The sequence below is a fragment of the Nocardia sp. NPDC058658 genome, from assembly GCF_042716665.1.
In the GTDB taxonomy this organism is placed as follows: Bacteria; Actinomycetota; Actinomycetes; order Mycobacteriales; family Mycobacteriaceae; genus Nocardia.
The window spans coordinates 72394-98774 of sequence record NZ_JBHXRR010000006.1; the positions used below are offsets into that span (position 1 = coordinate 72394).

The 26381-nt window shown below is 67.7% G+C and carries 22 protein-coding genes; 10 read left to right on the forward strand and 12 right to left on the reverse strand.

All coding sequences use genetic code 11. From position 1 onward, the window contains the following. Positions 1-15: 15 nt before the first annotated feature. From ligA to ACFWUP_RS12085, 5 genes are all read right to left on the reverse strand, one after another. Positions 16-2091, reverse strand: coding sequence for an NAD-dependent DNA ligase LigA (gene ligA / locus ACFWUP_RS12065; RefSeq protein ID WP_379233798.1), 2076 nt, complete (start codon positions 2089-2091; stop codon positions 16-18). A gap of 144 nt (positions 2092-2235) precedes the next feature. Beyond that, positions 2236-3294, reverse strand: a complete 1059-nt coding sequence (locus ACFWUP_RS12070; RefSeq protein ID WP_379233427.1) for a methionine synthase — start codon at positions 3292-3294, stop codon at positions 2236-2238. Between the two features lie 199 nt (positions 3295-3493). Beyond that, positions 3494-4609, reverse strand: a complete 1116-nt coding sequence (gene mnmA, locus ACFWUP_RS12075) for a tRNA 2-thiouridine(34) synthase MnmA (protein ID WP_379233429.1) — start codon at positions 4607-4609, stop codon at positions 3494-3496. After that, complete coding sequence (locus tag ACFWUP_RS12080) at positions 4606-5829, reverse strand: cysteine desulfurase family protein (protein WP_379233431.1); 1224 nt, start codon at positions 5827-5829, stop codon at positions 4606-4608. The genes mnmA and ACFWUP_RS12080 overlap by 4 nt, the downstream gene beginning before the upstream one ends. A gap of 164 nt (positions 5830-5993) precedes the next feature. Next, entirely contained in the window at positions 5994-6809 is an 816-nt protein-coding gene (locus ACFWUP_RS12085; protein WP_379233433.1) for a type II CAAX prenyl endopeptidase Rce1 family protein, read from the reverse strand. Positions 6810-6937: 128 nt separating this feature from the next. Here ACFWUP_RS12085 and ACFWUP_RS12090 point away from each other — a divergent pair, with 128 nt between their 5' ends. Next, positions 6938-7516, forward strand: a complete 579-nt coding sequence (locus ACFWUP_RS12090) for a dihydrofolate reductase family protein (RefSeq protein ID WP_379233435.1) — start codon at positions 6938-6940, stop codon at positions 7514-7516. A gap of 4 nt (positions 7517-7520) precedes the next feature. Here the strand turns inward: ACFWUP_RS12090 and ACFWUP_RS12095 are convergent, their stop codons facing one another. Both ACFWUP_RS12095 and sigJ read right to left on the reverse strand, forming a co-directional pair. Further along, the gene (locus tag ACFWUP_RS12095; RefSeq protein WP_379233437.1) at positions 7521-7706 is read right to left on the reverse strand and encodes a hypothetical protein; all 186 of its coding nucleotides are present in this window, start codon (positions 7704-7706) and stop codon (positions 7521-7523) included. Further along, positions 7696-8616 carry an RNA polymerase sigma factor SigJ gene (sigJ, locus tag ACFWUP_RS12100; RefSeq protein ID WP_379233439.1) on the reverse strand — a complete coding sequence of 307 codons (921 nt, stop codon included), beginning with the start codon at positions 8614-8616 and terminating at the stop codon, positions 7696-7698. The genes ACFWUP_RS12095 and sigJ overlap by 11 nt, the downstream gene beginning before the upstream one ends. Positions 8617-8799: 183 nt before the next feature. On the opposite strand from sigJ, the gene ACFWUP_RS12105 reads away from it, so the two are divergent. The 8 genes from ACFWUP_RS12105 (at position 8800) to ACFWUP_RS12140 (ending at position 19341) form a co-directional block, all read left to right on the forward strand. Continuing rightward, positions 8800-9921, forward strand: coding sequence for an amidohydrolase family protein (locus ACFWUP_RS12105; protein WP_379233441.1), 1122 nt, complete (start codon positions 8800-8802; stop codon positions 9919-9921). Between the two features lie 154 nt (positions 9922-10075). Further along, a complete protein-coding gene (locus ACFWUP_RS12110) occupies positions 10076-10561 on the forward strand; it encodes an Lrp/AsnC family transcriptional regulator (RefSeq protein ID WP_379233443.1) in 486 nt (161 codons plus the stop codon). Positions 10562-10748: 187 nt separating this feature from the next. Next, entirely contained in the window at positions 10749-14201 is a 3453-nt protein-coding gene (locus ACFWUP_RS12115) for an indolepyruvate ferredoxin oxidoreductase family protein (protein ID WP_379233445.1), read from the forward strand. Between the two features lie 231 nt (positions 14202-14432). Continuing rightward, positions 14433-15506 (forward strand): Glu/Leu/Phe/Val dehydrogenase, encoded by a 1074-nt coding sequence (locus tag ACFWUP_RS12120; RefSeq protein WP_379233447.1) that lies wholly within the window; start codon positions 14433-14435, stop codon positions 15504-15506. Positions 15507-15533: 27 nt separating this feature from the next. Beyond that, the gene (locus tag ACFWUP_RS12125) at positions 15534-17018 is read left to right on the forward strand and encodes an APC family permease (RefSeq protein WP_379233449.1); all 1485 of its coding nucleotides are present in this window, start codon (positions 15534-15536) and stop codon (positions 17016-17018) included. A gap of 112 nt (positions 17019-17130) precedes the next feature. After that, positions 17131-17982, forward strand: a complete 852-nt coding sequence (locus ACFWUP_RS12130) for a helix-turn-helix domain-containing protein (protein ID WP_379233451.1) — start codon at positions 17131-17133, stop codon at positions 17980-17982. A 116-nt stretch (positions 17983-18098) separates the two neighbouring features. Beyond that, entirely contained in the window at positions 18099-18326 is a 228-nt protein-coding gene (locus ACFWUP_RS12135) for a hypothetical protein (protein ID WP_379233453.1), read from the forward strand. A 163-nt stretch (positions 18327-18489) separates the two neighbouring features. Next, positions 18490-19341, forward strand: coding sequence for a 3-hydroxybutyryl-CoA dehydrogenase (locus ACFWUP_RS12140; RefSeq protein ID WP_379233455.1), 852 nt, complete (start codon positions 18490-18492; stop codon positions 19339-19341). Positions 19342-19489: 148 nt separating this feature from the next. Here the strand turns inward: ACFWUP_RS12140 and ACFWUP_RS12145 are convergent, their stop codons facing one another. The 3 genes from ACFWUP_RS12145 to ACFWUP_RS12155 all read right to left on the reverse strand — a co-directional run bounded on the left by ACFWUP_RS12145 (position 19490) and on the right by ACFWUP_RS12155 (position 22894). After that, positions 19490-20401: a lysophospholipid acyltransferase family protein gene (locus ACFWUP_RS12145; protein ID WP_379233457.1), complete on the reverse strand. Its 912-nt coding sequence runs from the start codon at positions 20399-20401 to the stop codon at positions 19490-19492. 46 nt (positions 20402-20447) lie between these two features. After that, on the reverse strand, positions 20448-21266 hold the full coding sequence (locus tag ACFWUP_RS12150; RefSeq protein WP_379233458.1) for a GNAT family N-acetyltransferase: 819 nt from the start codon (positions 21264-21266) through the stop codon (positions 20448-20450). A 245-nt stretch (positions 21267-21511) separates the two neighbouring features. Beyond that, positions 21512-22894, reverse strand: coding sequence for an NAD(P)/FAD-dependent oxidoreductase (locus ACFWUP_RS12155; RefSeq protein ID WP_379233460.1), 1383 nt, complete (start codon positions 22892-22894; stop codon positions 21512-21514). 145 nt (positions 22895-23039) lie between these two features. Between ACFWUP_RS12155 and ACFWUP_RS12160 the strand changes: the two genes are divergently transcribed. Further along, complete coding sequence (locus tag ACFWUP_RS12160; RefSeq protein ID WP_379233462.1) at positions 23040-23894, forward strand: LysR family transcriptional regulator; 855 nt, start codon at positions 23040-23042, stop codon at positions 23892-23894. Between the two features lie 20 nt (positions 23895-23914). Here the strand turns inward: ACFWUP_RS12160 and ACFWUP_RS12165 are convergent, their stop codons facing one another. Both ACFWUP_RS12165 and ACFWUP_RS12170 read right to left on the reverse strand, forming a co-directional pair. After that, positions 23915-24901 (reverse strand): aminoglycoside phosphotransferase family protein, encoded by a 987-nt coding sequence (locus ACFWUP_RS12165; RefSeq protein WP_379233464.1) that lies wholly within the window; start codon positions 24899-24901, stop codon positions 23915-23917. A gap of 35 nt (positions 24902-24936) precedes the next feature. Continuing rightward, positions 24937-26193, reverse strand: coding sequence for a hypothetical protein (locus tag ACFWUP_RS12170; RefSeq protein ID WP_379233466.1), 1257 nt, complete (start codon positions 26191-26193; stop codon positions 24937-24939). Positions 26194-26381 lie beyond the last annotated feature (188 nt).

Genomic DNA, 26381 nt, shown 5'->3' on the forward strand with positions numbered 1-26381 from the left:
CCTGATTCACCAGCGTCACTGTTCCTCGACCGATTCCGGGCGCACGGCCGACGGCCCCTCGTCGAGCAACAGCCGAAACGCGTCCTCGTCGAGGATTTGAACGCCGAGTTCTTCCGCTTTGGCGGCCTTGGAGCCGGGTGCTTCGCCGATCACCACGAACGCGGTCTTCTTCGACACCGAGCCCGCCGCCTTGCCGCCGCGCACGAGGATCGCTTCCTTGGCGCCGTCGCGGGTGAAGGTTTGCAGGGAACCGGTGACGACGATCGACAAGCCTTCGAGGTTGCGTTCGATGGATTCGTCGCGTTCATCCTCCATCCGCACCCCGGCCGTACGCCACTTGTCGACGATCGCGCGATGCCAGTCGACGGTGAACCACTCCACGACCGCGGCGGCGATGGTCGGCCCGACACCGTCGGTGGCCGAAAGTTCTTCTCCGGTAGCCGCTTCGATGCGTTCGAGGCTGGCGAATTCGGCGGCCAGCGCACGGGCCGCGGTCGGCCCGACGTGGCGGATGGACAGGCCGACGAGCACCCGCCACAGCGGAGTGTCCTTGGCGGCGTTCAGGTTTTCGAGCAGGCGGGCGCCGTTGGCGGAGAGTGCGCCGTCCTGCTTGGTGAACAGGGGGACGCCGAGGAGGTCCTGCTCGTCGAGGGCGAACAGGTCGCCTTCGTCGGTGATCGCACCCGAGGTGAGCAGGGCGTTGGCCGCTTCGTAGCCGAGGGCTTCGATATCGAAGGCGCCGCGACCGGCCAGGTGGAAGACGCGTTCGCGCAACTGGGCCGGGCAGTGCTGCTGGTTGGGGCAGCGAATGTCGGCGTCGCCCTCCTTCGCCGGGGCGAGTTCGGTGGCGCATGCGGGGCAGTGCGTCGGCATGACGAATTCGCGTTCGGCGCCGGTGCGCGCGTCGACGACGGGGCCGAGCACCTCGGGGATCACATCACCGGCCTTGCGGATGGTGACGGTGTCACCGATCAGCACACCTTTGCGCTTCACCTCGGACGCGTTGTGCAGCGTGGCCATCGAGACCGTGGACCCCGCGATCGAGACCGGTGCCATCACCGCGAACGGCGTCACCCGACCGGTCCGGCCGACGTTCACCTCGATATTCAGCAAGGTGGTCGTCGCCTCTTCTGGCGGGTACTTGTAGGCGATGGCCCAGCGCGGGGCACGCGAGGTGGAACCGAGGCGGCGCTGCAACGCCATCTCGTCGACCTTGATCACCTGGCCGTCGATCTCGTGCTCGATGTCGTGGCGGTGTTCACCCCAGTAGGCGACCCGCTCGACGACCGCGTCGATGCCCTTCACCAAGCGGGTGTGCTCCGAAACCGGCAGCCCCCACGCGGCGAGTGCCCGATATGCCTCGTGCTGGGAGCTGGGCCGGTACCCCTCGATGCGGCCGAAGCCGTGGCAGATCATCCGCAACCTGCGTTGGGCGGTGATCGCGGGATTCTTCTGACGCAGCGAACCGGCGGCGGTGTTGCGCGGATTGGCGTACGGCGGTTTGCCCTCGGCGACGATCTGGGCATTGAGCGTCGCGAAATCCTCGAGCCGGAAATACACCTCGCCGCGCACCTCGAGCAGTTCCGGAATCGGGAACTCCGCGGTGGGGGTGAGCTCGGTGGGGATGTCTTCGATGGTGCGCGCGTTGAGGGTGACATCCTCGCCCGTTCGCCCGTCCCCACGCGTCGCCCCTCGCACCAGCTTGCCGTTCTCGTACACCAGGTTCAGCGCGACACCGTCGATCTTGACCTCGCACAGATAGTGCAGGTCGGACCCGGTTTCGGCTTCCACCCGGCTCGCCCAGGTGCGCAGCTCGTCGTAGTCGAACACATTGTCCAGCGACAGCATTCGCTCGAGGTGATCGACCGCGGTGAACTCGGTCGCGAACCCGCCGCCGACCAGTTGGGTGGGCGAATCGGGGGTCCGCAGATCCGGCTGTGTGTCCTCGAGTGCTTGGAGTTCGCGCAGCAACGTGTCGAACTCGCCGTCGGTGATGATCGGCGCGTCCCGCACGTAGTAGCGGAACTGGTGCTCGCGCACCTCGTCGGCAAGCTCCTGCCACCGCACCCGCTGCTCGGGTGTGGCACTCACGGATACCGCGCTGTCGCTCTCACTCACCCTGCCGAGATTAGTGGAGGCTCCTGACCGTCACTGCACGTCGGAGGCAAACACGCTGAGCGGTCATTCTTCGCACAATCGGTCGCGATCGCTACCGTTTCTCGCAAGAATGACCGCTCAGCGTGGTTCCCACGACTCGGGGTCTTCGGTGAAGGCCCGAGCAACGTCGGCGCTGAGCGCGAGAGCCTTGCGAGCCCACGGCAGCGGTGCCGCGGCGAGACCGCAGGCCGGCGTGACCAGGACCTGAGTGGACAGCGTGGTGCGAGGAAAACCGAGGCGGTCCATGAGGCGCGCGGCCGGCTCGGCGACGTCACGCCAGGTGATGGGTTCGGCGGGCGGTTCGGTCGGGGTGAGGCCGGGGGCGATCTTCTTGCCCGAGTCGATGATCTCGCCGAGGGCGTCGAGGTCGGCGGTGGTGATCGTCGAGGCATCGAAGGAGATCGCGGCCGCCGCCGTACGACCCAGCGTGGTGAGCCGGGGGCGAGATGCGCAGGTGTGCAACAGGACCGGGGCCGACTGGGCGTTGATGACGGTGTCGAGGATGTGCAAGGCATCCGGTTCCGGGAGGGCGCGGATGGTGTTCAGGATGCTCGGGCCCTGCAGCGCGCCCTCGAGGACCGTGTCGATCTGGGGTTCGTCGAGTTGGATGATCACCTCGGCGCCCAATCGTTTGCGGATCTCGGCGGCGTGCCGGGACAGGCCTTCGGCGAGGGACTCCGAAAGATCGCGCACCGCACCATGATCGGTCAGGATCCGGTGGCCGCCGGGGAGTTCGACTTCCGCGGCGAGGGTGAGCGGGCCTGCCGACTGGATCTTGATCACGTGGCCGGTCCCGGCCAAACCTGCTGTCTCCCACGCCTCTTCGAGTGCGTCGAGGTCGGCTTGCAGGAAGTCGCGGGCGCGCCGCGAGACGTTGGTCCGGCGGTCGGCGAGCCGGTAGCCGCGGGTGGTGGAATCGAAACGGAGGTCGACCAGCAGGGCGGAGACCCGGCCGATCATGTCGGCGCCGATGCCTCGCTCGGGCAGTTCGACCAGGTGCGGAAGGGCCGGGAGTTCGCCGATGATCGTGGCGGCGGCCTCGAGCGGGTCGGTGCCGGGCCACGAGCCGACGCCGGTGGGGATGCCGCCGACCAGCAACGCGCGCTCCTGGGAGTTCTCGCTTCGCGGGAGTGTCACGCGCTCAACACCTTTCGAATCGTCGTCACGCCAGCGTCCACCTGGCCGGTGAGGACATCACGCTCCACGGACCGTGCGACGCCCGGACCCGCCTTCGCCATCTTGCCCGCACCGCCCCGACGGCCACACACCGACCACGTCGAAACGTCGTCCGAGAAGACGCTGACCAGCACACCGCGCAACGCTTCCGCGCAGGCGATCAGGCCGAAGCGTCGGCGGCGTCCGCGATAGCTTCGGAGCGGTCGGTGCCGTTGATGGTTCCACTGCCGATCACGGTGTCGCCACCGTCGGCATCGGGGAGATACAGCACGATGGCCTGCCCCTTCGCGACACCGGTGAGCGGCTCGCCCAGGCGGGCGACGAAACCGTCACCCTCAGGCTCGACCACTGCCGATGCGGTGCCGCCGTGCGCGCGAACCTGCACGACGCACTCGACAGGACTCGTCGGCCGAACACCGGAAGTCCAAATCGCCCGGTCGGCGGAAACGACGTCGACCTGCAGGTCTTCGACCGAACCGACCTTGACCGTCCCCGAATCGGGATCGATCCCGGTCACATAGCGCGGCTTGCCATCGGCGGCGGTGTGGCTCAACCCGAGCCCCTTGCGCTGGCCGACGGTGAACCCGTGCACACCCTCGTGCTCACCGAGCACCGTGCCGTCGGAGTCGACAAGGGCGCCGGGGCGGATACCGATCTTGGCGCCGAGGAACGCGCGCGTATCGCCGGACGGGATGAAGCAGATGTCGTGGCTGTCGGGCTTGTTCGCCACCGCCAGCCCACGCTCGGCCGCCTCCTCGCGGATCCGCGGCTTCGGGGTGTCACCGACCGGGAACATCGCCCGCGCCAGCTGCTCAGCGGTGAGCACCGCCAGCACATAGGACTGGTCCTTGTCGGCGTCGACGGCGCGACGCAGCACGCCCTCTTCGAGACGGGCGTAGTGCCCGGTGACGACAGCGTCGAAGCCGAGGGCGGCAGCGCGGTCGGCCAGCGCGGAGAACTTGATCTTCTCGTTGCAGCGCAGGCACGGGTTCGGGGTCTCCCCCGCGGCGTACGCGGCGACGAAATCGTCGATCACGTCTTCCTTGAACCGATCGGCGAAATCCCAGACGTAGAACGGGATTCCGAGCACATCGGCGGCGCGACGCGCATCGCCCGCGTCCTCCTTGGAGCAGCAACCACGCGACCCGGTCCGCAACGTGCCAGGGTTGGCCGACAGTGCCAGATGCACCCCGACCACCTCGTGACCGGCGTCCACGGCCCGCGCCGCGGCCACCGCGGAATCGACACCACCACTCATCGCGGCGAGAACTCTCATCGGGCACCTCCTCTAGCGCCGGCCAGGCCTGCGGCCCTGGCCCGATCGATGACCTGCGGGAGCACGGTCAACAGTGTTTCGACATCGGCCTCGGTCGACGTGTGACCGAGGGTGAAGCGCAGCGAACTGCGCGCCTGCCACGGTTGCACACCCATCGCGATCAGCACATGGCTGGGCGAGGCGACGCCCGCGTTGCAGGCCGAGCCGGTGGAGCATTCGACACCGGCGGCGTCGAGCAGCATGAGCAACGAGTCGCCCTCACAGCCGGGGAACGTGAAGTGGGCGTTGCCGGGTAGTCGCTGCGCCGGACCGTTGAGCATCGCGTCGGGCACCGCCGCTTCGACCCCGGTGATCAGTTTGTCGCGCAGCACCCGCAACTGCTCAGCGCGCGCGGGCAGATCGCCGACGGCGTCACGCAGTGCGGCAGCCAGCCCGATCGCCGCGGCCACATCCGAGGTTCCCGAGCGCAGATCGCGCTCGTGTCCACCGCCGTGCACCAGCGGCACACACGGCACGTTGCGCCCCAGCAGCAACACCCCGATCCCGTGCGGACCGCCCACCTTGTGTCCGGCGACGCTGAGCGCGGCCAGTCCACTGGCGGCGAAATCGATCGGAATCTGCGTCACGGCCTGAATGGCATCGCTGTGCATCGGGATATCGAATTCCTGTGCGACAGCGGCCAATTCGATGATCGGTTCGATGGTCCCGACCTCGTTGTTGGCCCACATCACACTGACCAGCGCCACCTCGTCGGCATGCGCGGCCAACTCCGCACGCAGCACCTGCGGCGAGACAACACCCTCGGCATCGACAGGCAACCAGCTCACCTGCGCGCCTTCGTGCTTCTCCAGCCACTCGACCGCGTCGAGCACCGCGTGATGTTCGACCGCGCTGGTCACGATCCTGGTGCGCCGCGGATCAGCCGCCCGCCGCCCCCAGAAGATCCCCTTGACCGCCAGATTGTCGCTCTCGGTCCCTCCGGAAGTGAAGATCACTTCCGACGGCCGCGCCACCAGATCAGCCGCGATCGACTCGCGCGCCTCCTCCAGGGAACGCCGTGCCGCCCGACCCGACCCGTGCAGCGACGACGCGTTCCCGACCGCCCCGAGGGCAGCCGTCATCGCCTCGACAGCGGCAGGCAACATCGGAGTGGTCGCCGCATGATCGAGGTAGACCGTCCTGGGCGCACCGTTGACCGGACCCGAATTAGCCGACTTCATGACCGTCAAAGCCTATCCCACCGCTGACCTGGTCATCTTCGGGGTCCACCCCTACCTTCTACGATTTTTCGACAAGTTGCCCAGGACTTCCAACCCGCCGACCCCCGTTGATATTCCGACAGACCTTCAGCGATGCGCCTGGCGAAGGCTGTCGGAGGTCGAGATCAGACGGACGAATTCTCGTTCCAGCTCGGGGTCTTCGCACGCCACCACATCACCAGCACCACTACACCGGTTACCGCGAGGAAAACCGTGGTGAGCAGGCGGGGTGCCAGGGGGAAGACGGCGATGGACAGGTCGGCGATGATGTGGGCGATGATGATCGGCCAGATCAGTTTCACCCTGGTGTAGGTGTAGTAGAGCAGTGCCATCCAGATCAGGCATTCCACGATTACCGCGGGGCCTTGGTAGAGGTGGAACGGTGTCCTGAGTGCGGTCAGGACGAGAATTTGGGCCCACCACGGCATGCGTAGGCGGTGCATGATCGCCAGGGGTAACGCCAGCAGCAGCGTCTCCTCCACCACGCCCATCCGCAGGCACCACTCCACCACCTGGCCGACGCCGACCGATTCCTCGCCTGCCGAGGTACCGGTCCCTCCGGGCAGCCATCCGGTGAGCGTTTTCGCGATCCACTGCGCCGCGAACGCGGCCGCGATCGCACCGACCCAGCCCCACCGCACCGGTCGCGGCTGATGCAATCCCAGTTCGGACGCGCTGAGCCGCAGCCACCGCCACGCCAGGAACAGCGTCACTGCAGCTATCGGCCACATCAACCATTGCGACCACTGATACAGCGTCGACACCGTATCGCCGAGGTCCGGTATCCGACGATTCACCAACGCGATCACAGCCACCACGATCGATGACCCGAACGCGCACACGTACGCGATCAGCTGCAGGCTCCACGCCCGCACCGCCCAGCCCTGTGAGCTACTCGGTCCCAGCGAAGTACCTGCGGCGACGGGTGGTGTCGGGGGCATGGTCGGCTCCGATCTCGTGTTCCTGCGAACTCGGAGAATAACTGAATATTCGCTCAGCGCCGCGCGATGAGTTTCCCCGTGTGACCTCGTCTGCACAGATGTACCCGCACACGACAGAGGAGCACCCGATGGCAACCACCTACACCTTCGACGTCTTTTCCAGCCTCGACGGCTACGGCAGCGTCAGCGGTGGCGACTGGGGTGGGTACTGGGGTAAGCAAGGCCCCGAACTGCTCGACCACCGCCTGAGAATGCTCGAGCCGGAGCAGCGAATGGTCCTCGGGCCCAGAACCTATCGGGCGTTCGCGGACATGCTCGCCTCCGACGACGTGCCGGAGGTGCGCGACCCCTGGGTCACGCGGATGCACAACCTCCCGGCCACGGTGGTGTCGAACACCCTCGACGGCCCGCTCGACTGGCCGGACGGCACCATCGCCCGCGGCGACGCCGTCGACGTCGTCGCCCGGCTCAAGCAGGAGTCCGACGTACCGCTGCGCTCCCACGGCAGCCTGTCGATGAACCGGGCCCTGATGGCCGCCGGGCTCGTCGATCGGGTGCAGGTGACGCTGTTTCCGGTGATCACCGGCCTGAACGGTGCCGACCCGATTTTCCGTGACGCCGCCGACTTCGACCTCGAACTGCTCGAGAGCCGCACCCTCGACGGCAACATTCTCGAACTCGTCTACCGACCGACCTTGCACGGCTGAATCCTCAAGCGGTGCCGAGTACTTCGCGCAACCTGACCGCGAAAGCCGCGGGCTGCCCGGCATAGCCGAATTCGCCGTCGAGGAATCCACCGTGGTGGCTGGGAAAGACCGTGGCCGACCTGCCGAGCAGGGCCGCGGTGCGGGACCGGTCGAGGTGTTCGGCAGCAGCGGCTGCGCGATCACCGCGCACCCCGCCGGTCCCGGCGTGCGTTCACCCGGGTCAGTTTGGCGGGGTTGGTCACCGAGTAGACCCCGATCACGGTGTCGTCGGCGGCGACGTCGAGGACCACGACCGCCAATGGCGCGTCACCGTCGAAGACCACCGCGCACGGATCGCCGCTGACCGTGCGCCAGCCCACCCGGTAACCGTCGAGACCGGCTGCCGCGACGGACATGAACACCTCGGCAACAGCGGTTCTCCCGTGGACCGGATGCAAGGAGGTAGCGGCACCGGCGCCGCCGCCATCGGTCCAGAGGGTGACGTCCGGCGCCAGGACCGCGAGGAGCTTTTCGAGGTCTCCGCCCATCGCGGCGTCGACGAAACGCTCGGTGACCTCCCGGCGGATCCGCGGGTCCACCTGGGTGTGTGGCCTGCGGGCCCGAACGTGGGCGCGGGCGCGATGGGCGATCTGGCGAACGGCGGCGGGTGAGCGGTCGACCATGTCGGCGATCTCGGTGTGCGGGTAGGCGAAGACCTCGTTGAGCACGAACACCGCCCGCTCCAGCGGCGTCAGCGATTCCAGGACCACCAGCATCGCCATCGATGACGACTCTGTCCGCACCACGCTCGCCGCACCGTCATCGGCGGCGGCGTCGCTGTCGAGCAACGGCTCCGGAAGCCATTGCCCCACATAATCTTCCCGGCGCCGGGCCAATGCGGACCGCCGGGCGAGCGCTTGGTTCACCGCGATCCGGGTGAGGTAGGCGCGGACGTTGTCGATCGGCTCGGCGCCACGAGCGCGGGCCTGCCATGCCAACCACACCTCTTGCAAGACGTCTTCGGTGTCGGCGACGCTGCCGAGCATGTTGTAGACCACCGAGAACAGCAGCTCGCGGTAGCTGACGAACGTCTCGGTCACGTTGTCGATGTCGTCGATCATGGCAGTCCTCCGGTCCGGCAGGGTGATGGTGCTTCTACGAAGAGGGCCGCGGCGACACAAGTGTGACAAAGGAACCGGATCGGGTGATCCATCCCACAAAGTCACCACCGCGACGTCACATTTCGCCGCCACCGCTTGCTCCTTGTCGACGAAATCCTTTCCCCGTCCCGATCAGGAGCTCTCATGCGCACCAGAATCAGCAATGTCCGCGTCTTCGACGGCGAGCGACGCACCGACCGCACCACAGTGCTCATCGATGACGACAGGATCATCGCCACCGACAATGCTCCCGCCGACGTGGAGATCGACGGGACCGATCGCACCCTGCTGCCGGGACTGATCGACGCACACACCCACATCTTCGACGGTGACCTGGCCGACGCACTCACCTACGGCGTCACGACCGAGCTCGACATGTTCTGTCTCCCAGCGGTATTGAGCGCCCAGCGGACGGCGGCGAAGCTGCGTGACGATGTCGCCGATTTCCGCAGCGCGGGCACCCTGGCCAACGCGCCGGGCGGGCATCCGAGTCAACTGCTGGCCTCACCGGAAATCGCCGCGCTCGGTCTCGCGCCGTTCGACACCATCTCCGGCCCCGAGCAAGCGGCTGAATTCGTGCAGGCCAGGCTGGCCGAGGGCGCCGACTATCTCAAGATCGTCATCGACGACGGCAGCGTGCACAGCACGAGCCTGCCGGTGCTGTCGGCACAGACCGCGCGGGCGCTGACCACCCACGCCCATGACGCGGGATTGCAGGTCATCGCGCACGCGATCACCGAAGCCGAGGTGACGATCGCACTCGATGCCGGTGTCGACGGGCTGGCCCACGTGTGGACCGACTTCACCGCCCACACCGGCGATCTGGTCGATCGGATCGCCGCGCAGGACGTGTTCGTGGTGAGCACGCTTGTGTATTTCGAGGCCGTCACCGGACAGCGTGAGATCACCGCGGACTGCGCGGTGCCCGGGTCGTTCGCCGACGCGATGCGGGTGACGCGGGCACTGCATCGAGCCGGGGTGCCGCTGCTCGCAGGCACCGACGCGAACCCGTACATCCCCGCCCACGGCGCGAGTATGCATAGGGAACTGTTGCTGCTCAACGAGATCGGGTTGAGTCCATTGGAAGTGCTCACGGCCGCGACGAGCAGGACCGCCGATCGCTTCGGGCTCACCGATCGTGGACGTATCGCACCGGGCCTGCGGGCGGATCTGCTGCTCGTCGACGGAGACCCGACCACCGATATCACCGCCACTTCCGCGATCGCGGACGTGTGGCGGCGCGGCGTGCGCCAGGTTCGCCGGTGACCGCGGCCGTGGTCGCCCGGTGGCCGCTGCCGCTGTTCCGGGCGATCGCGACCACGGCCGAGGCACAGCACATCTCGACGTCCTGGCGGGTCTGCGCACCGAGGCCGACTTCACGGTGACGTAACCGGTCTGGTCGGCGTGTCAAGATCCATCCATGACCATCAAGTTCGACGCGCTCGATGCCGCGCTGCTTGCCGAACTGGCCCGGGATCCGCGAACGCCGATTCTCGAGCTGGCGCAGCGGCTCGGGGTCGCGCGCAACACCGTGCAGGCGCGGATGAAGCGGCTCGAAGCCTCCGGTGCCGTACGGGGTTATCCGCCCGATATCGATGTGCAGGCGATCGGTTTCGCGGTGCACGCGTTTCTCGGCATCGAGCTCGATCAGAACAGGATGGACCCGATCATCGAGACACTGCGCGGATTCCCGCACGTGCTCGAGGTGCACGCCACCACCGGCCGCGCCGACCTGCTGGTCCGCATCGCCGCGCAGTCACAGCAGGATCTCCTCGAGATCATCCAGCGGGTGCACGCCATCGAGGGCGTGAAACACACCGAGACCATGCTCGCGCTGGCCACCCCGATCGGCTACCGCAGCCTGCCGCTGGTCGAACATCTGACGAGCACCCGCGATGTGACGTAGGTCTCCGCGCCTCGAGCAGATTGACGCGTTCGTCCCAGTGGCGTAGGTCACTTTTGAGCAGTCTGATCAACTTTTCGGCTGACTGTTGACATAGATCACCCTTCCCCGGCACATTGCGCAGCACCGATAGCAAGTTCCTTCGTTGCGCAGCTCACGACCTGGGTTGTGGAAAGTGTGGTGAGGCACCATGACCACCGTCGCTTGTCCGACCGTCCAACAGCCGGCCGCCCCTTATGACCTCGCCGACCGCTATCGCTCCGGCGCGGGCCCGGTCCTGCTGACCGGTGTCCAGGCCATCGCCCGGTTGCTCGTCGAACAGCACGTGCGCGATATCCGCGCCGGTCGCCGCGTCGCCACGTTCGTCTCCGGTTACCAGGGCAGCCCGCTGGGCGGGGTGGACAAGATGCTGCTCGGCATGCCCGCGGTGCTCACCGAGCACGACATCACCTTCGTCCCCGGGTTCAACGAGGAACTCGCCGCCACCTCGGTCTGGGGCAGTCAGGCCGAGCTGCCCGCTGGGCGGCCGACCCACGACGGCGTGATCGGGGTCTGGTACGGCAAAGGCCCCGGCGTCGACCGCGCGACCGACGCCATCCGGCACGCCAACATGTACGGCGTGAACCCGCGCGGCGGCGTGCTGCTGCTGGTTGGCGACGATCCGGCCTCGAAGTCATCGACGGTGCCCGCGGTGAGTGAGCGTTCCCTCGCAGCCATGGGTGTGCCGGTGCTGTTCCCGCGCAATGCCGAGGAGATCGTCACCCTCGGCATGCAGGGCATCGCGCTGTCGCGGGCCTCGGGCTGTGTCGTGGCGTTGAAGATCGTCGCCGATGTGGCCGACGGGACGTGGACGGTCGGCGCGGGCGTGGCCGATCTCGCTGTCACGGTGCCCGAAGTCCAGTGGGAGGGAATGCCTTTCACCTATCGGCAGCGTCCGATGGCGGCGCCGACCGACAGCGTGCTCGCCGAAGCGGACCTTTACGGACCGCGCTGGGCGATAGTGCACGCTTACGGCGCGGCCAATGCCCTCGACGTGATCGAGGTGGATCCGCCTGAGGCCAAGGTCGGAATCGCTGCTACCGGGACCACTTTCGATGCGGTCCGCCAGGCATTGCTGGATCTCGGTGTCGACGACGCGGCCATGCACCGGGCCGGAATTCGCTTGCTGCGCATCGGGATGCCGTATCCGCTCGGCGCGACCACGCTCACCGAGTTCGCCCGCGGGCTCGAGGAGTTGATCGTCGTCGAGGACAAGACCGCGTTCATCGAAACCCAGGTTCGCGAAATCCTCTACGGCACACCGGATGCGCCGCGCGTGCTCGGCAAGCAGGATGCGCGCGGCGCACGACTGATGCCCGTCGACGGCGAACTCACCGCGGGTCGACTGCTGGCACCGCTACGCCGGGTGCTGCGTGCGCACGTCGAGCTGAAACGAGCAGCCCCGCCGGCACTTTCGCTCGAAGTGCTTTCCGCCAAGCGGACGCCCTATTTCTGCAGCGGCTGCCCGCACAATCGCTCCACCGCCCTGCCCGACGGCTCGATCGGCGGCGGCGGCATCGGCTGCCACACCCTGGTCACCCTGTCCGGGCGCACCGACAGCGCGGTCACCGGGCTCACCCAGATGGGCGGTGAGGGCAGCCAGTGGATCGGGCAGGCACCGTTCACCGATGTAGGGCACCTGTTCCAGAACATCGGCGACGGCACCTTCTTCCACTCCGGGCAGCTGGCGATCCAGGCCTGCGTCGCGGCCGGGGTGAACATCACCTACAAGCTGCTGTGGAACGAAGTCGTCGCGATGACCGGCGCCCAGGACGTGGAGGGCGGGCTCACCGTCGCGCAGCTGACCCACAAACTCACCACCGAGGGTGTCAAGCGGATCATCATCTGCGCCGACGAACCGAAGCGGCACAACAAGCGCGCGCTGGCCAAGGGCACGCTGCTCCTGCATCGCGACCGGCTCGACGAGGCCCAGCGGCTGCTGCGTGAGGTCGAGGGCGTGACCGTGCTGATCTACGACCAGCACTGCGCCGCCGACGCCCGCAGGCAGCGCAAGCGCGGGACGCTGCCGGTCCGCAACACCCGGGTGGTGATCAACGAGGCCGTCTGCGAGGGCTGCGGCGATTGCGGCGCCAAGTCGAATTGCCTGTCGGTGCAGCCGGTCGAGACCGAGTTCGGGCGCAAGACCCGCATCGATCAGACCTCGTGCAACACCGACTACAGCTGCCTGGACGGCGACTGCCCGTCGTTCGTGACGGTGGAGGTGGATCCGGGTAAACCCCAGCGGCGCAAGATGATCGAGCCGCCCGCCGTTGCCGATCCGGCGATGGAAGCACCGCCGCGCACGCAGAACGTGCTGATCGCCGGCATCGGTGGCACCGGCATCGTGACGGTGAACCAGGTGCTCGCCACTGCCGCCCTGCGCGCCGGATACGCGGTCGAAAGTCTGGATCAGATCGGCCTGAGCCAGAAGGCCGGGCCCGTGCTGTCCCACTTGCGTTTCGCCGCAACACAATTGGAGCCCGCCAACCGACTCACCCCGGGCAGCGCGGACTGCCTGCTCGCTGTGGACCTGCTCACCGCCACCGATCCCAAGTACCTGCAGTTCGGCGACGCGGCCCGCACCGTGGCCGTGGCGTCGACGAGCCAGACCCCGACCGGCGACATGGTCTACGACAAGTCGGTGGCCTACCCCGCCACCGAGACCCTGCTGGATCGCCTTGCCACGGCGACGAATTCGATCAGCCACTTCGACGCGCTCGACGCCGCCAAGACCTTGTTCGGCAACACCGCGGCGGCCAACTTCCTGATCGTCGGCGCAGCGGTCCAGACGGGCGGGCTGCGCCTGCCCGTCGCCGCGATCGAGGAGGCCATCGGGATCAACGGTGTCGCGGTGGACGCCACCATCGCGGCCTTCCGCTGGGGTCGGGTCGCCATCGCCGATCCGGCCGCGTTCGCCGCAGCGGTCAACAAGCCGGCACGGCGAACCCCTGTCGTGCCATCGGAACTGCTGGCGCACAACACCTTCGAGGGCGAAGTACGTCTGCTCGTGGAACTGCGAGCGGGTCAGCTGATCGGCTACCAGAACGTCGCAGCGGCCCGCCGCTACATCGACACCGTCGAATCCGTCTGGGCCGCAGAGCGTGCCGTCACCGAGCGCACCGAGTTCAGCGAGGCGGTGGCGCGCGGGCTGTACAAGTTCACCGCCTACAAGGACGAGTACGAGGTGGCCCGACTGCTGGTCGACCCGGACTTCCTCGCCGATGTGCGAGCCCAGGTACCCGGCGGCGAAAAGCTCACCTACAAGCTGCATCCACCGATGCTGCGTGCGCTCGGCCGCGACAAGAAGATCGGGCTCAGGCCGAAATCGCATGTGGCGCTGAAGGTCCTTGCCAAGGCCAAGGTCCTGCGCGGTACCAAACTCGACCCCTTCGGCTACGCCCACGTCCGCAAGGTCGAGCGCGAACTGCTGGCCCACTACACCGCCATGGTGTGCCGACTGGCTGATGACCTGACCACCGAGAACTACGACACCGCCACCGCAGCCGCCGCACTGCCCGACGTGGTGCGCGGCTACGAAGACATCAAACTCGCCAACGTCGAGCTGTACCGCGCCGGACTACGCGATCTCGGCATCGACTACTGACCAAGGGCGCCGATCCTGAGGCACAACCAGTTCGCCTCGATGGCCCGAAACCCTCACACCCGCGTCGCGGCCACCGACTGCGCTGTTGCCGAACCATCGGTGGCGCAACCAGAACGCCGTATCGCCACATCGCCGCACCAGCGGCACAACCGAACCGCCGCGAAACCCGCGGCACCACTATCGCGCCCCAGGGCAGAACCCTGGTGCGCGGTAACCCGAAAGGAATCGACAGTGACCGTTGCGCACACCGAGCCCGGAGTCTTCGGACGATCGCACGAGCTCAGCGCCCGCGCCCACGAACAGGTCGTGTTCTGCGAGGACGACAGGTCAGGGCTGAAGGCGATCATCGCCATCCACTCGACCGCGCTCGGCCCAGCCCTCGGCGGCACCCGCTTCTACCCCTACGCCGACGAATCCGCCGCCCTGCAGGACGTGCTGCGACTGTCGTGGGGTATGACCTACAAGGCCGCTGCGGCGGGCGTCGACCTCGGCGGCGGCAAGGCCGTGATCATCGGCGATCCGGCGACTCTCAAGAGCGAGGAACTGCTCGCCGCCTACGCACGTTTCGTCGAAACCCTCGGCGGCCGCTACATCACCGCCGGTGACGTGGGCACCAACACCGACGACCTCGATGTCATCGGCAGGCACACCCGCCACGTCACCGGCCGCAGCGTCGGCGCGGGCGGCAGTGGTGACAGTGCCCGGCTGACCGCGCTCGGCGTCTTCCACGCGATGCGCGCCGGAGCCGAATCCGTCTGGGGTGCACCGACACTGGCCGGTCGCACGGTCGGCGTCGAAGGCGTCGGCAAGGTGGGCAGCGAGCTCACCGCACTGCTGCTGGCCGACGGCGCCGAGGTCTGCGTCACCGATGTGAACTCCGCAGCGCTGCACCGTATCTCCGTCGAACAGCCCGCTGTCCGGCTGCTGTCGGCGGTCGCCACCGCACCGGTCGACGTCTACGCCCCCTGCGCCATGGGCGCCACCCTCACCGAAGCCAGCGCCGCCACCATCGAGGCGAAACTGATCTGCGGCGCGGCCAACAACCAACTCGCCACGCCCGACATCGAGCAGGCACTCGCCGCCCGCGGCATCACCTGGGTGCCCGACTTCGTCGCCAATGCAGGCGGCCTCATCCAGGTGGCCGGTGAATTGCGCGCCGCCGCACCGGCCGAGGTCGAAGCCGAGGTGGTCGATATCTACCAGCGCTGCCGCGAGATCATCGCCGCCGCCGAAGGCATCGGAACCGGCGCCGCCGCAAACCGTTTCGCCGAGCGCCGTCTCGACGCCATCCCCCGCTCGCTCTGAGCCCGAGTTTCGAAGAGGACACCAACAGTGGCGATCAAGAGCAGCTTGTTCCGCACGAAATCCGTCGAGCAGTCGATCCGCGACACCGACGACCCAGATGCCAAGCTCCGCAAGGATCTGACGGCCAAAGACCTGACGATCTTCGGCGTCGCCGTGGTGATCGGCGCGGGCATCTTCACCCTCACCGCGCGCACCGCGGGCACCGTCGCCGGACCGGCGGTCTCGCTGGCCTTCGTCTTCGCGGCGATCGCGTGCGGGCTCACGGCCCTGTGTTACGCGGAATTCGCCTCGACCGTGCCGGTGGCGGGCAGCGCCTACACCTTCGCCTACGCCACTTTCGGTGAGGTGATCGCCTGGATCATCGGCTGGGATCTGATCCTCGAGTTCGCGCTCGCGGTGTCGGTGGTCGCCAAGGGTTGGTCGCAATACCTCGGCGAGGTGCTCGGGTCGTCGGCGCCGGTGGTGCACCTCGGGTCGGTGACCTTCGACTGGGGCGCAGTGCTGATCATCGCGGTGGTCGGCGTGCTGCTCGCCACCGGAACCAAGCTGTCCTCGCGGATCTCGGCCATCGCCGTCGCGATCAAGCTGGGCGTGATCGCGCTGGTACTGGTGGTCGGCGCGACCTACTTCAAGCCGTCGAACCTGACGCCCTACATTCCGCCGGCGCAACCGTCGGAGAAGGCCGAAGGAATGCACCAGTCGCTGTTCGCCTTCGTCACCGGCTCCGGCGGCACCAGCTACGGCTGGTACGGGCTGCTCGCCGCGGCCAGCCTGGTGTTCTTCGCCTTCATCGGCTTCGACGTGGTCGCCACCACCGCCGAGGAAACCCGCAACCCGCAGCGCGACATCCCGCGCGGCATCCTGGGCTCGCTGGCGATCGTGACGGTGCTCTACATCGCGGTCTCGGTGGTCCTCACCGGCATGGTCTCCTATACCGAACTCGCCGACGGCAACGCCACGCTCGCAACAGCTTTCGCCATCCACGGCGACACCTGGGTGAAGAACATCATCGCCATCGGCGCCCTCGCCGGACTGTCCACGGTGGTCATGGTGATGTTCCTCGGCCAGACCCGGGTGCTGTTCGCCATGGCCCGCGACGGCCTGCTCCCCCGCGGCCTCGCCAAGACCGGCAAGAAGGGCACCCCGGTTCGCCTGACCGTGCTCGTCGGCGTGGTCTGCGCCCTGCTGGCCGGCTTCGTCGATTTCGGCACCCTGGAAGAAATGGTGAATATCGGCACTCTGGTCGCCTTCGTCCTGGTGTCGCTCGGTGTACTGGTCCTGCGCCGCACCCGCCCAGACCTGCCGCGCGGCTTCCGCGTCCCGTTCGTCCCGGTGGTCCCCATCCTCGGCGCCCTGGCCTGCCTGTGGCTGATGGTCAACCTCTCGATCGAAACCTGGGTCCGCTTCGTCATCTGGATGGCACTCGGTGTCATCGTCTACTTCGCCTACGGCCGCCGCCACTCACTCCTCGGCCGCACACAGCCCACAGAACCCGAGCTGACACCCGTTTGATAGTCCAGTGCACGCGCGAGGACCGGCGCTCCCCCGAGACCGCCGGTCCTCGCGCGTGATCCGTAACGAAAGCCACGATTTGCCAGGCGAATCCGCTGGTTAGGATCGCTGGATGGACGGGCGCTCGGAGTTGACCAGCTTCCTCATGTCGCGCCGAGCACGGTTGCGGCCCGAGGCGGTCGGCCTGACCACCTACGGCGATCGGCGGCGGGTGCCCGGCCTGCGCCGGGAGGAGATCGCGCAGTTGGCCGGGGTCAGCGTCACGCACTATGTCCGCCTCGAACAAGGACAGAGCCGAAACATCTCCGCCGAGGTGCTCGACGCGGTCGCCGCCGCGCTCGGCCTCACCGACGATGAACGCGAATACCTGGGAAACCTGGTTCATCCGCCGCACAACGAGCCGTGCTCAGGACCCACGGAGGTTCGCACGGACCTGGTGCACCTGGTGAATTCCATCACCCAGGTGCCCGCCTACATCACCGGCCGCTACGGAAATGTCCTCGCGTGGAATGCGATGACGGCGACCGTGCTGTACGACTTCGCCGCCGTACCGCCCGCCCTGCGCACCTGGACGCATCTGATCTTTCTCGATTCGCCGTTTCGCGCCATGTTCTGCGCGGCCGACTGGCTCGACATCGCGCGCTGTCAGGTGGCTTTCACCCGCATCGCCTGGAGTCGCCACCCCCGGGACCCGGCGCTGGCCACCCATCTGAGCTCGCTACGCGAGCACAGCGCGGAATTCCGCGCACTGTGGGACGAGCACGAGGTCGGCACCTGGCCGCCGCGTCGGGTGCGCCTGGATCACCCTGAACTGGGGCCGCTCGAGCTCGCCCTCGAAACGATGCAACCCGGTGAAAGCCGCGACCAGGCCTTCACAGCCCTGGTCGTCGAGCCCGGTTCACCGACCGAATCGGCCCTACGCCGCCACACCCTGCGATGCCAGGCGGTGCCTCCGTCGGCCTGACTGGTCAATTTTTGGCTAGCCAATTCTGTGGGCTTGGCCGCGCCGGTTCCAGGCAGGACGCTTGTCCGGTCGGTCCACACCATCGGGCCGACCCCTGCGAGAAAGGCAATTTCGCGATGTCTCTGATCACTCGTCTCACTGTCGGCGCACTGTCGGCCGGTGTCGTGCTGTCACCGTTCGTCACCACGCACACCGCTGCGGCGCAGCCTCTTTCGCCATCGATCACCGTCGCGCCGGTGGCCGTGACACCGGTGGTCGGCTCCACGTCGGCCGACGTCTTCTGCGCGGTCCTGGCCTTCTTGAAGGGCGGCTGGGCGGGCCGGCCCGGCGACTGCACCTTCTGACCAGCCCGCCGCCCGCCACGAACGGCATCGGTTTCGACGCATCGCCTGCCCTCGGCTGCGCCGGGTGCGATATCCCACGTTCCGCCAGCCTGTGGCACTCAGTGCCAGCTCGGGTGAAATAATCGGCGCAACAGCCAGGCAATGCGATGTTGGGAGTACTCCAGTGGAGTTGATCGGTGTAATCGGTGGCGGCACGATGGGCGCGGGGATCGCGGAGGTGTGCGCCAAGGCGGGCAGCTCGGTGCTCGTGCTCGAGACGAAGCCCGAGTTCGCCGAGGCGGCGCAGAACCGGATCGCCACCTCGATCGGCCGGGCCGTCACCAAGGGCAAGATCACCCAGGACGAGGCCGACGCGGTGCTCGCGCGCGTGCGCGTGACCCTGGACATGGACGAGTTCGCCGATCGTGACCTGGTGATCGAGGCCGCCCCGGAGATCGAGTCGCTCAAGTACGAGATCTTCGGCAAGCTGGACAAGATCGTCAAGCCCGAGGGCATCCTCGCCACCAACACCTCCTCGATCCCCGTGATCAAGGTGGCCGGTGCCACCGAGCGGCCCGAGCGCGTGGTCGGCGTGCACTTCTTCAACCCCGTGCCGGTGATGCCGCTGGTCGAGATCATCTCGACCCTGGTGACCGCGCCCGAAGCGGCCGAGGCCGTCACCGACTACGTGAAGAACACCCTCGGCAAGATGGCCGTGCAGGCCGGTGACCGCTCCGGGTTCATCGTCAACGCGCTGCTCATCCCGTACCTGTGTTCGGCGATCCGCATGCTCGAGTCGGGCTACGCCACTGCCGAGGACATCGACGCGGCCATGAAGGGCGGCTGCGGCTACCCGATGGGCCCGCTCACCCTGCTCGACACCGTCGGCCTCGACATCGCCCTGGCGGCGTCGGAGTCGCTGTACGCCGAGTTCGCCGAGCCGCACCTGGCCCCGCCCGCACTGCTGCGCCGGATGGTCGACGCGGGCCGACTGGGCCGCAAGACCGGACGCGGGTTCTACGACTACGCGAAGTGATGTGACCACGCTGAGCGCCCACTAATCGCACTTTTCGTCGATTTTCGACCATTCGGGCGAAAAGTGGGCGCTCAGCGTGGGGCCCCACCCCATAACGACAAAACCGGAGGCCATGAACACGGCCTCCGGTTTTCCGTTGCGTCGATGGCTACCGGACGGCAGCCCCGGCCGGTCGGCGAACCGGCTCCTGCTCCCCCATCGAGGGGTCCTGCACGCGGGTATTGCCCGCTTCGATCCACTGGGTGTCGGCGACGCCGTGACGGGACCGATCCGTGCCACGCACCGCCGTCGCACAGCGCCGAGCCAGATCGCGGCGATCCAGTCCGGGATGCTCGAGCGGTTCCAGCACGATCTCGGCGATCATGCCCCTACTCCGCAGCACCCGCTTCGCGGAATCGGCGAAGGTATCCTCACCCACGAAACCCGGTACGGTGCAAGGCATCCCGTCACTGTCCAGGTAACGCAACCGCACCGGCTGCACCGGAGTCACCGTGTCGATGGCCGCCTGGAACATCGCGGGCCGCATCGAACCGTAGGCCCGGCCGCACCAGGTGGTGCCCTCCGGGAAGACCACGATCCGGTTCCCCGAAGCCAGCCGATCAGCGACCTGCCCGACCACGCCAGGCAGTTCACGCAGCCGCGCCCGCTCGATCGGGATGACCCTGGTGAGCTGGGCCAGCTTGCCCAGCAGCGGCCATTCGACCATGTCGGCCCTGGCCACGAAGCTGACCGGCTGCACCGCGGCCAGCGCCACCACATCCGCCCAGCCGATGTGCCCGGCCACGATCATCACCGGGGTGCCCGTGTCGGCGAAGCCCTCCGCAGATACCTGCTCGGGCGAGCGGTTGTCGATGATGCGCAACCGCATCCCGAGGCAACGCAGTGCCGCCCTGGCGTAGCGGCGCTGCACCTGCTCGCGTCGCGATTTCGGGGTGGCCACGGTGACCACCGGGAAGCTGAGTACCAGACCGGCGATACCGGCCAGGCGGGCGAACATCGTTGCGGTGCCGACCTCGTCGATCGGCTCGATGCAACCGGAACCACAGGGGCTCGACGGCATCCACGAATGAGAGTGAGTAGCGAGCGGCGCGTCGAACACCATGGTTTTACTTCCCGTCGAAATTGGCGGCCGCGCTCTGCAGCCGCTCCAGGTACCGGGTGTTGATGGTTTCCATGCCGAGCAGCGCGACGAAGTCGGCGACGGCGAAATCGGGGTCGTGGGCGGGTTCGCCGCAGATCTCGGCGCCCAGGCGCAGGTAGCCGCGCAGCAGCGGCGGCATCTTGGGCCGGCTCGGCGGGGTCATCTGGTCGAGGGTGAGTCCGTCGACGACGACCGGGTTGTACGGGTGCACGCGACGCTCGGGGTCACACGCGTGCCGGCCGAGCAGTTGGTCACGCACGCCGCGCACGTTCACGCCCGCGGGATCTTCGGGCGAATCCTGCATCGGCACCGACACACAGCCCATCACCCAGTCGTAGCCGGTGAGCTGGATGTAGTGCAGGATGCCCGCCCACATGAGGGTGAGCACCGAACCGTTGCGGTGATCGGGCACCACACAGGCCCGGCCCATCTCGACGATGCGGTTGCCGGTGGGATCGAGCTGGGTCAGGTCGAACTCGGTGGCGGTGTAGTAGCCGCCCGCCGCGTCGACCTTGTCCGGGGGCAGCATGCGGTAGCAGCCGACGAACTGTTCGGAGAATTCGTCGCGAACCAGCAGGTGGTCGCAGTGCTCGTCGAACTTGTCGGCGTCGAGGCCGGTGCCGTTCTCTGGCATCTGGAAACCGGGCTCGGAGGCGAACACCTGGTAGCGCAGTCGCTGCGCGGCTTCCCGGTGCTCGGCGTCGGATGCGACGACCAAGGAGTACCGAGACTTCCCCACCCCGGAGTCCGGCGCCGGGGCGGTCAACACGGACGAAATGTTCATACTGCTGATGAAGCCAGTCCGAGCTGGCATCGGAGCGACACATCGGTGTCGTGTCGATGCCCGTTCGGTGAACGAGATGGGGGTCACACCGGGCGTTCACCGACCCGCTGCCCATCGTTCGCTCACCTGCGGGTTTCTGGCGGGACTCGGCCGTTTTCGGCGCGGAACCCGGTTCGCGAGCGTGTATTTCGAGCGTTGCGGAAACGACGACGGCCCGCCTCCTCGGCGGGCCGTCGCGGGGTGGATCAGGCGTGCACGTGCTCCTTGACGGTCGCCGCGTCGGTACGATCCGCCGCCTCGACCTTCGCCGGCTCAGCGTTCGCCGGCTCGACCTTCGGACGCTCGACCTTCGAACGCTCAGCCTTCGTCGGCTCGACCTTCGCGCGCTCGGCCTCGGTGCGCTCGGCCTCATCGAAGCCCGGACGCGCGGTGCCGATGAACGCCACCAGCCAGCCCGCCACCGCCGCGAAGCGATTGCGGAAGCCGACCAGGTACATCAGGTGCACGGCCAACCACATCGCCCACGCGATGGTGCCCTTGAAGGTGATCTTCTCGTTGAGCTTCACCACCGCGCTGAAGCGGCTGATCACCGCCATCGAGCCCTTGTCCCAGTAGACGAACGGCGTGCCCGCGTCCTTCTTGCGACGGATGATGTCGGCGGCGTGGCGACCCTCCTGCATGGCGACCGGCGACTGGCCGGGGTAGCCGTTGAGCGAGGTCATGTCGCCGATGGCGTAGATGTCGGCGTGGCCGCCGACGGTCAGGTCGGGGTTGATCAGGATGCGGCCCGCGCGATCGGTCTCGGCGCCGGTGGCCTCTGCCAGCAGCGTCGCGAAGCCGCCCACCTGCACGCCCGCCGACCACACCACCGTTTCGGCAGCGATCCGGCGCTCCATGCCCTCTTTGTCCTTGACCGTCACCTTGCCCTCGTCGATGTCAGTGACGAAGGTGCCGAGTAGCACCTCGACGCCGCTGTCGACGAGCGAGCGCTTCGCGTATTCCGAGAGCCCACCACCGAAGGGCGGCAGCACCTCACCGGCGCCCTCTACGAGGGTTACCGAAACCTGCTGGTGGAAGTGCCTTTTCGCGAGTTCCTTGATCTGGCCCGCGACCTCGACACCGGTCGCGCCCGCGCCGACCACCACGAAGCTGAGCAGCCGGTGCCTGGTCACCTCGTCGGCGTTCTCGGCCAGGGCGAACACGTGGGCGATCTGGTCGCGCAGGCGCTGGGCGTCGTCGATGGTCTTGAGCGAGTAGGTCATCTCGGCGAAGTCGTCGCGGCCGAAGTAGCTCTGGCTGGCGCCGGTGGCGGCGATCAGCGAGGCGTAGGCGATCTCGCGGGGGCCCTCGGCGGTTTCGTAGGTGAGCACGGCGTTGTCGGCGTCGATGCCGGTGACCTTGCCGAGGCGGACGTCGATCTCCGGGTGGCGGCGCAGTACGTTCTTGATCGGCGGCGCGATCTCTTCCGGCGCGAGCACGCCGGTCGCCACTTGATACAGCAGCGGCTGGAACAGGTGCTCGGGCGTGCTCGAGATCAGTACGACACTGACGTGTGACTTCGCCAGTTGTTTGGCTGCGGCCAGGCCACCAAAGCCCGAGCCGACGATGACGACATCTGTGTGTTCCATGATCGCTCGCTCCAAGATCGCGTTCTAGATCGGTAATCAACCCTTTCCTATGAGTAAACGCGATGCGGAACGTAGATGTTTCCACTGCCTGGGCGCATAATGAAGATGACTCTTATCTGTATAACTAATCAATGGGAGGTACCTGGTGGAACTTCGACAGTTGGCCTACTTCGTGGCCGTCTGCGAGGAGCTCAGTTTCAGCCGCGCGGCCAACCGCTGCTTCATCTCCCAATCCGCGATCAGCCATCAGATCGCGAGACTCGAACGTGACCTCGGCGCGCAACTGTTCGAGCGCACCACCCGCGCCGTCGTCCCCACCGACGCGACCCTGCGGCTACTGCCGTTGGCCAAGCAGATGCTGAGCCTGGAATCGGCGATCCGCGCCGCCGTGCGCACCACCGGACCGCGAATTCGCTTGGCCGCCAACATGTCTTTCGCGGCGCCCTCCCTATCGGCGATCGCCGCCGCACGCGCCGCCCATCCCGACGCCGAGATCGAGTACGTGATCAAACCGTTCCGTCAGCGGATCACCGCCGTGGCCGACGGCGACTGCGACCTGGCGCTGATCCGCGGCAGCATCGACCAACCGGGCCTGGCGGTGGAACAGCTGTGGGTCGAAGACCTGGTGATCGCGATCTCGAGCAACCACCCCCTAGCTGAACGCGGCGCTGTCACCCTCGCCGACCTCAGCCCCTACCCGCTGCTGCTCCCGCCGGAACAGGAACAGGTGCTCCTGCACACCATGATCCGAACCGCCTTCGCCGACCTCCCCACCGGCCCCACCTTCGGCCCCCCGATCCCCCCCGACCACACCGCCACCATGGAACTCCTCAACCGCCCCGAATCCTGGACGATCCTCTACGAAGGCCCCACCAAGGGCTTACTCACCCTCGACCTCACCGACCACCGCCTACGCATCCCGGTCTCGGCCGTCCTGCGCGAGGATGCCCGCGAGAATCCCATCGTGCAGACCCTGCTGGATGCCCTGCACCGACCGTGAGCGGCGGCGGTCCCGGCCGTTCACCTCGGGTCGCCGGATCGCCACGGGTCGCCTGCCAGCGCCGTCGCGACCGCCAGGTGCAGGGGCAGGGTCTCGTCGTCACCGTCCTCGACCGACCACACGATCTCCTCGATCGCGCGCAGGAAAGCCCAGGCGCCCGCGCGGTCGACCGGGACATCGAGATGTCGCGCCGTCGTGACCACGACGGCGCGCGCGTGCTCGGGGGTGGGAGTCGTCTGGACCTGGATCATGATCAGGAAGCCCGCGTCGAAGGCCGCCTCGCCGAGGCAGGGTTTCGGATCGATCAGCAGCCACGGTTCCCGTTCGGCGGCAACGATATTGCCGAGATGGGTGTCGCGGTTGACGATCAGCAGTTCACCGGCAGGCTCGCTCAACTCGGCACACTTGCGTGCCACCTGTTCTCTTAGCAGCGGTGAGATGTACTCGGCCAGTGCGGGTTCAGGGATGGCCAGCCGTGCGCGGAGACCGGCCGCGATATCGGTGGCCGAGGGTAGCTCCGGGAAACCGGCGGGAACCGCGGACGGGACGCGCCGCAGCCGGCGATACAGCCCGCAGGCGAACGCCACCTTGTCGGCGTTCTCCGGCCGACCCTCCAGGCTCGGGAACCCCGGCTGCGTGAGCAATTCCGTGCCCGGACGGGCCCATTCGAGCAGCAGCGCACCGCTGTCCGGGTCGAAATCGAGCAGCCGCACCGCACCGTCGCCGCCATAGCTGTGCAGTGCGGTGGCCTCGGCGACGTTCTCCTCGTCGACCATCGGCACCTTCAACACCACCCATGCCCCGCCCACGCGCCGCGCGGCCGCCACATAAGCGTGCGTTCCGCCACCGAACGGCGCGGAGAACTCCGTCAGCCCCCACCGCGCGGCCAACCCGGCCACCACCTCGGGCAACGCGTCGATCCACCGCGCCCCGGCCGCACCGAACACCGCGCGAACCGTCTCCTCGACCGACGGTGGCAACACCACCGGCACAGACCCCGACGACATCAGCCCACCCTACGGACCAACGCGTATACCGCCGGTCATCGCCGACGACTCGCGCGCACCGCCTTGCGATACCGGATCCAGCGCCCGGTCGACGATGATGCCGCGAAGCCGACCAGCGCCGCCGAGAGGACGAACACCGCGGCACTGGCTGCGGTCGCGGCATAGACCTCGCCCACCGCGGACCCGATGACCCCGAACCGCGCGAAGAGCCCGACGAGTACCGCCGTGATGATCGACATGACACGACCGGCGGTGCGCGCGCAGAGCAGTAACACCGCGCCGCTGCCGGTGAACGCGACGACGACCGTGAGAATCGCGATCGCGATGAACGACCCGCTCGGATCCTTGCCCCGGTCGATCTCGTCGAGCGTCTCGGTGATGCCGTAGATCAGGAAGGCCGCGGTCGACAGGCTGAACAGCAATGTCACGATGCCGACGAAGAAGGCGGCGGCCGACCGGGGCCTGCTGCCACGGACCGCCTGCCGCCATCGGGTGCAGCCGCGGGTCCCCAACCGGCACACCGTATTCCGCGCGTCCCCACCCGGGCTGCGCCTGTCCGCCGGAGCCATACGCCTGCGGGGCGGGCTGCGGTACGTACCCCGAGGGGCCAGACCGCTGCGGGTGTCCATCGGAGCTGTGCCACTGCTGGGCGGGGTCCGTCCATGGCCGCTGCGAGTGTTCACCGGAGCCCGGGACCCGGGGTGTGCGGGGTCGGTCCACGGCTGACGCACGGTCGGCGCGACGACATGCCTTCCCTCGAGCGCATCCCGCAGTACGTCAGTGAATTCCGTTGCGCTGCCGAATCTCTCGTCGCGGCGCTTGGCCATCGCGCGGGCGATGACGCCGTCGACCGCGGGCGGCAGATCCGTTCTGACCGTGGTGAGTCGCGGCACCGGCTGCGACAGATGGCCCGCGACCACCTGGCCGGGGTTGGTCGCGGTGTAGGGCGGGTGCCCGGCATGCATCGCGAACAGCGCGCAGGCCAGGGAGTACTGGTCGCTGCGGTGGTCGACGATCTCACCGGAGAGCTGCTCGGGCGAGGCGTAGGCGAGGGTGGCGGTGAAGTCAACACCCCGACGATACTCGGGATGATCCAGCTGCGCGACAACATCGGCCTCCCGCTCGAACCGCCGCTGCAGTTCCTGATCGACCGAGAACTCGCGATTCAACAGTTTCAGCGCGACGCTGCGCGGCAGCCGAGGATGCCTGGCGAGGTAGACCGTTCCCATCCCGCCCTGCCCCAGTACGCCTTCCACCTGGTACCCAGCGAAATCAGCCCCCGCCTGCAGCACAACCGCTCCTCACTGTCCCCAACTCGCAGCCTCGCACGCTACCCGTGTGGACGAACTTCGGCGATCTGCCGATCGCCGGTCCGGCCACCGCGATCGAGCCCTCGTGCCCGCGAAAGATCCCTGGACGAACCCCTTCTCGACGAGTTCGAACCCGTCCGGACGTACCCGATGCCGATTCCGCAGCGAGA